The organism is Luteibacter sp. (genome assembly GCF_051958795.1).
GTDB lineage: Bacteria > Pseudomonadota > Gammaproteobacteria > Xanthomonadales > Rhodanobacteraceae > Luteibacter.
Window position 1 is genome coordinate 1 of record NZ_JBQCFT010000120.1, and the last position, 5,306, is coordinate 5,306.

Here is a 5,306-nt window from a genome sequence, read left to right on the forward strand (position 1 = left end):
GGCTTCGACATCCCGCCCGGCGTCGCGCCAGGCGGTGATTCCGCCGGTGAGGGGCCGGACATTGGCGAAACCCAGCTTGGTCAGGCGCTCGGCCACCTTGGCCGCGGAAACCTCGTTCGGGCATGAGCAATAAATGATCACGTTCGTATCGCGGGGCAGGGTCGCCAGGTCGGCGCTGGCCGTGCCCAGGTCGAACAGGCGCGAGCCGGGGATCACGAAGGGGTCGTCGCGGCGGTTGGAGGTGCTGCGCACGTCGACGATCAGGGCGCCCGGGTCGTTGGCGAGCAGCACGGCCAGTTCGTCCACCGAAATACGGCTCTTGCGCAGGCGTGCGATCAGCAACGTACGGCGGATGTAGCGGAAGGTGATCCACACCACCAGCCCGATCGCCGCGAGGGTGACGAGGCCCACCCCGAATTGCTTCAGCAGGGCGAGTACGGCATCGATCTGCCGGTAGAACAGCATGCCGGCGGAAAGACCCACCGATATCCACAAGGCGGCGCCCGCCAGGTCATAGAGCGTGAACCGGCTGAACCGGGTATCGCCCGCGCCCGCGATGGGGATGGCGACCAGGGATAGCCCGGGGATGAAACGCGACACGAGGAGCAGCTTCACCCCGCGCTTCTCGAAGAACCCGCTGGCACGGCGGACGCAGGTATCGGGCGACAGCGAAATGCGGCAGAGGCTATCCAGCACGCGGTAGCCGAAGCGGCGGCCCGTCAGGAACCATGCGGTGTCGCCAGCGAACGCCCCGGCGAGGGCGCCGAGGAAGGTGGCCAGGATGAGCATGGGGCTCTGCGCCAGCACCAGCGTGCTGCCGACCACGATGAGCGTGGGCATGGCCGGTACGGGCAGGCCGATCGCGCCGGCGAATACGCCAAGGAACGCCACTACCGGCGCGGTATCCGACCAGTTGACGCTCGCCACGACCGTATCCCCGGATGCTCGGTTTCAGTGGCGCAAGGGTACGCCGGTCCGCGCTCCGCGGACAGGGGCGCAACCCGCGATTTTCACAATGCGGCGTGGTGGCTCAGCACACTGGCGGGACGGGCTGCGGTCCCGCTCGCCGCCCCCTCCAGCTGGACCCAGAACAAGGTGCCGCGACCGGGGCTGGAACGTACGCCGATGCTGCCGCCGAGCAATTCGGCGATCCGCCGCGCCACGGCCAGGCCGAGACCGTAGCCGGGGTGTCCCGGGAGCCGGGTGAAGTCGTCGAACAGCCGCTCCTGCTGGCGCGGCTCGAGGCCCATGCCGTTGTCGCGCACCTCCAGCCGTACGGCATCGCCACGGCGGCGCATAGCGACCAGCACACGCCCATGCGGCGTGCTGATCACGGCGTTCGCCACCAGCCGGTGGATCAGCTCGGAAAGCAGGTTGGGGTCGCTGCGGACGGGAAGCCGACCGCCGCGCCAGTGGATGTCCACGCTGAGCCGTCCCGCATCGTTCGCGATGGCATCGCGCTCGCGGACGAACAGATCGGCCGCGATGACCTCATGGGGTGTCGGTTCGACCGCGCCGGCATCACAGCGGGCGAGGTCCAGCAGGCCTTCCAGCAATTCGTTCAGGCGGGTGACATTGGTACGCATCTGGCCCTGCACGGCACGCTGGCGCAGGTCGTCGCCGGGCTGCATGCCGCCGACGAACAGCGACAGCGCCTGAAGCGGCTGGCGGAAGTGGTCGCCCAGCTGTTCAATGAAGCGCGTCTGCCGCGCCATCTCCTGCATCCGCTGGCGGAACGCATCAGCCAGTGCCGCATCATGTCGGGCCCGCAGTTCGCGCAGGTCACCAATGAGCCTGCCAACAGCCAGGTCCAGCGATTCCGTATCGCCCAGGCCGCGGTCCTTGCGTGCGCGCAATTCGCCATCGATGCGCGCCATCACCACGTCGACTTCGTCGAGCGTATCGGCCAGTTCGCGCGCAACGAGGCGGCGGCTGGCGACGTAAACCGCGCCGATGCCGACGGCGAGCAACAGCATCATCAGCATGGCGGCGAGCCGGCGTTCGCGCAGGGCCGAGGTATCGGTAACGGTTTCCAGCTCGCCCAGGGGCGTGGCGACGGAGACGCGCAACTGATGGTTCGCACTCAGTGGACGGCCGCTGTCCAGCGACAGGTCATAACCTTCATTGCGATGGAGGATCACCCGCGCCGTTGGCGAGCTGCGCGATAGCGTGCGCGAAAGGGCGTCACGTGTCGCATCGTCTCCCATGTTGGCTGTCACCACGCCGGCGAGTCGCACGGCCTGGATGCGCGCCACGTTGCGTGCTTCCTGCGTGATCCCGCGCAGGTGCATTACGCCGAGCATCCCCGTCAGCGCGAGCGCGACCGCCACCATCGGCAGCAGGCCCTTTCGGGCTCGCCGCTCGCTGGTCGGCAACGACCGACCGGGCGATGGAATGGACGCGATCATGCTACGGCCTTGGGCTGGGTCTCATGACGAATCTATGAAACAGCCGCGCGTGGCGCGATAGACAAGGGGAGCTAAGCCTTGCGGCGTATGCCTTCCGGCCGATGGCCTATTTGCCACGCAGCCGCGCGACGAGGCCATCGTGGTCGGACTGGATCTTCCTGAACCGCGCCTCGCGCGCGTTTTCACTGACCCACTGCGCGGTGGTCGCGCGGCGCTTCTCCAGCGTGTATTCGATATCGGCGAAGGGTACGAGGCACGCGTTCGTGGCAGGCGCGAAGCCGCTGATGTCATGGATCAGCTTCAGGTTGGCTTCTTCACGCGCGCCATCCTTGCCCTTGCCGTACCCCGTTATGAATGCCGCCACTTTTTCCCGCAGCGAGGCGGGCAGGTCGTTGCGGATCACGATCACGGCATGGGGGATCAGCGACGACTTCCAGAGGACGCGCAGGCGCGCGTACTGGTCGGGAAAGTGCTGCTGGAACCGTTCCAGATCGGCGGTGTTATTGGTCGCGACATCCGCCTCGCCGTTGGCGACGGCCAGCGCATTGTTCTGGTGGTTGTCGACGTGGACCTTGGCGAAGAAGGTGTCGGAGTCCACCCCGCGGGCGGCGAACAGCTGGGTCTCCGGCACGAGGTAGCCCGAGACCGACAATGCCTCGCCTCGCGCGAAGCGCCACGTGCCCGGTTTGGCGAAAAGCTGGTCGAGGCTGGTGATGTGCGAGTCGGTGGCCGCTAGCAGCACGGCATAGTACCCCTTCGACCCATCGCCGCGGGTGAGCTGGCCGATCACCTGCATGTTCTGGCCCATCACGGCGTCCAGGGCGAGCCGGCCGGAAAGGAAGGCGATATCGACCCGCTGTTCGCTGATCGCCTGAGCGATGCCTTCGTAGGTCGTGACCGACACGGCCCGCACGGGGCGGCCGAGCGCGGTATGGAGGTCGTCCAGCATGGGACGCCACGCTTCGAGCGACTCCGCTGGCCCCCCAATGGGGAGGATGCCGAAGGTCAAAGGGGCGTTGGGATCGATGTCGGTACCGGCGGCGCAGGCCATGCCAGGCAGCAGCGCCGTGAAAGCCAGCGTAACGGCGGCCAGCCAGCCATGGAGGAGCCGTTTCGTCGTGCCCACCCTGCCTGCCCGCATGCGCCTGCCTCGCGTCGTGTGACGTGCTGTCCCCCGGCGCTCCCTGCCCACCCGGGCGCCAGCTTACGCCGCGCCCGTGGCAAAAACGTGTCCTGTGTTTCAGTCCCCGAGATGCTGGGCGGCCACGAGGGCCTCGAGGCGGTTGCGCACGTGCAGGGCGCGGAAAATCGCGGCCAGGTGGATCTTCACCGTGCCCTCGCTGATGCCGAGCTCGCGGGCGATCAGCTTGTTCGGCCTGCCCTTGGCGAGCAGCTTGAGCACGTCGATCTGGCGATCGGTGAGGACCGTGGCCAGGCGTTCCTTGGTGGTCAGGCCATCGCCTCCCGCCGTTGCGAACGCCGGGACCATCGGGGTCGCCGACGCCGCCTTCATCGCCTCGGGCGGCACGTAGATGCCGCCGCCCACGACCAGGCGCACCGCGTTCAGGATGACATCGGGTGGTGAGGATTTCGGGATGTAGCCCTGGACGCCGAGGTCCAGCACATGCCGGATGGCGGCCGGATCTTCGGTGCCGGAGAGGACAATGACCGGGCGCGCGCGATCGGTAGGATCCTCGCCGGGCTCCTTCAGCGCGGCCACGGCATCCTTGATGTGCTCGACGCCGTCGGCACCGGGCATGGCCATGTCGATCAACGCGATATCCGGCAGGGGAGCCCTGCCAAGGTGCGCCTTGAGCTGCGCCACCGTTTCAGCCTCGACGAACTCGACCGCATCACCCAGCTCGCGAAGCTTCAGCTTCACGCCCTCGATGATCAGCCGATGATCGTCCGCGATCAGAACTCGCATGCCACTCCTCCGCCCGCACTGCCACGAGCATCCCCGTTCGAAGGACCATAGCCCTCCCGGATGTCGGCGGCAAGCAGGCCATTCGCCTCAGACGGCCGCATGATGGACAGACCATGCGGAAACCATTACATCGTGGAGCCGTTCGGGGGAGACCGGCTTGTACAGGACCTGCGTGGTGGTCGTATCCACGTTCGCCAGGAAGTCGCTGCGGGTCTCCCCGGTGATCAGGACGCGGGCAAACGGCGGGGGATCCCCCGGCCGGCGGCGGTAGTAGCGGTCGAGCAGCGCCAGCACGTCCAGGCCCGTCCCCTCGCGCAGGCGCAGGTCGGAGATGACCAGGTCGGGCGGCTGCATCCACAGGTGCACCGCTTCCATGGCCTGCTGGGCATCCTCGGCGGTCATCACCTCACAGCCCCAGCTGCCGAGCAGGTAGCTGATGCCGGCCAGGATGCTCGGCTCATCGTCGATCACCAGCACGCGCATGCCAGCTACGTCGCGGGGCATGCCCGGCTCGGGTGCCGCAGCGGGCGGCGCCTCCGGGATCGGGTTGGCGGCCACTTCGGGCAGGGTGATCGAGAACACGCTGCCCTTGCCGGGCTTCGAGATCACCGTGGCCCGGGTGCCAAGCAGCCCGGCCAGGCGCTGCACGGTCGACAGGCCCAGGCCCAGGCCACGGCGCGTGCCTTCGGGCCTGCCCGCCTCGGGGCCACTTTCCACGCGGTAGAACTCATCGAAGATGTGCTCGACGTGCTCCCGGGGAATACCCAGGCCCGTATCCCAGACATCGATGCGGATCTTCCCGTCATCCCGTCGGCGGGCGCCGACCAGCACGCCGCCGCAGCGGGTGTAACGCAGGGCGTTGCTCACCAGGTTGTTCAGGATCCGCGCCAGCATCGTGCGGTCGGTCCGCACCCATGCGCCGGTGGTGCGCACCACGAGGCGCAGGTCGTGCTGTTCGGCCACCATGCGGA

Annotated in this window: 5 protein-coding genes; all 5 read right to left on the reverse strand. The window is 67.9% G+C overall.

What is annotated here, in order from left to right; translation table 11 throughout:
- Positions 1–927 (reverse strand): VTT domain-containing protein (locus ACTHLF_RS06670; protein ID WP_440325944.1); only part of this gene is annotated, 927 nt, incomplete at its 3' end.
- Positions 928–1,010: 83 nt separating this feature from the next.
- Positions 1,011–2,408, reverse strand: a complete 1,398-nt coding sequence (locus ACTHLF_RS06675) for a sensor histidine kinase (protein WP_440325946.1) — start codon at positions 2,406–2,408, stop codon at positions 1,011–1,013.
- Between the two features lie 106 nt (positions 2,409–2,514).
- The gene (phnD, locus tag ACTHLF_RS06680) at positions 2,515–3,549 is read right to left on the reverse strand and encodes a phosphate/phosphite/phosphonate ABC transporter substrate-binding protein (protein ID WP_440325947.1); all 1,035 of its coding nucleotides are present in this window, start codon (positions 3,547–3,549) and stop codon (positions 2,515–2,517) included.
- 99 nt (positions 3,550–3,648) lie between these two features.
- Positions 3,649–4,335: a LuxR C-terminal-related transcriptional regulator gene (locus tag ACTHLF_RS06685; RefSeq protein WP_440325948.1), complete on the reverse strand. Its 687-nt coding sequence runs from the start codon at positions 4,333–4,335 to the stop codon at positions 3,649–3,651.
- 87 nt (positions 4,336–4,422) lie between these two features.
- Positions 4,423–5,306, reverse strand: an 884-nt coding sequence (locus ACTHLF_RS06690) for a hybrid sensor histidine kinase/response regulator (protein ID WP_440325950.1), incomplete at its 5' end; no start/stop codon positions are given.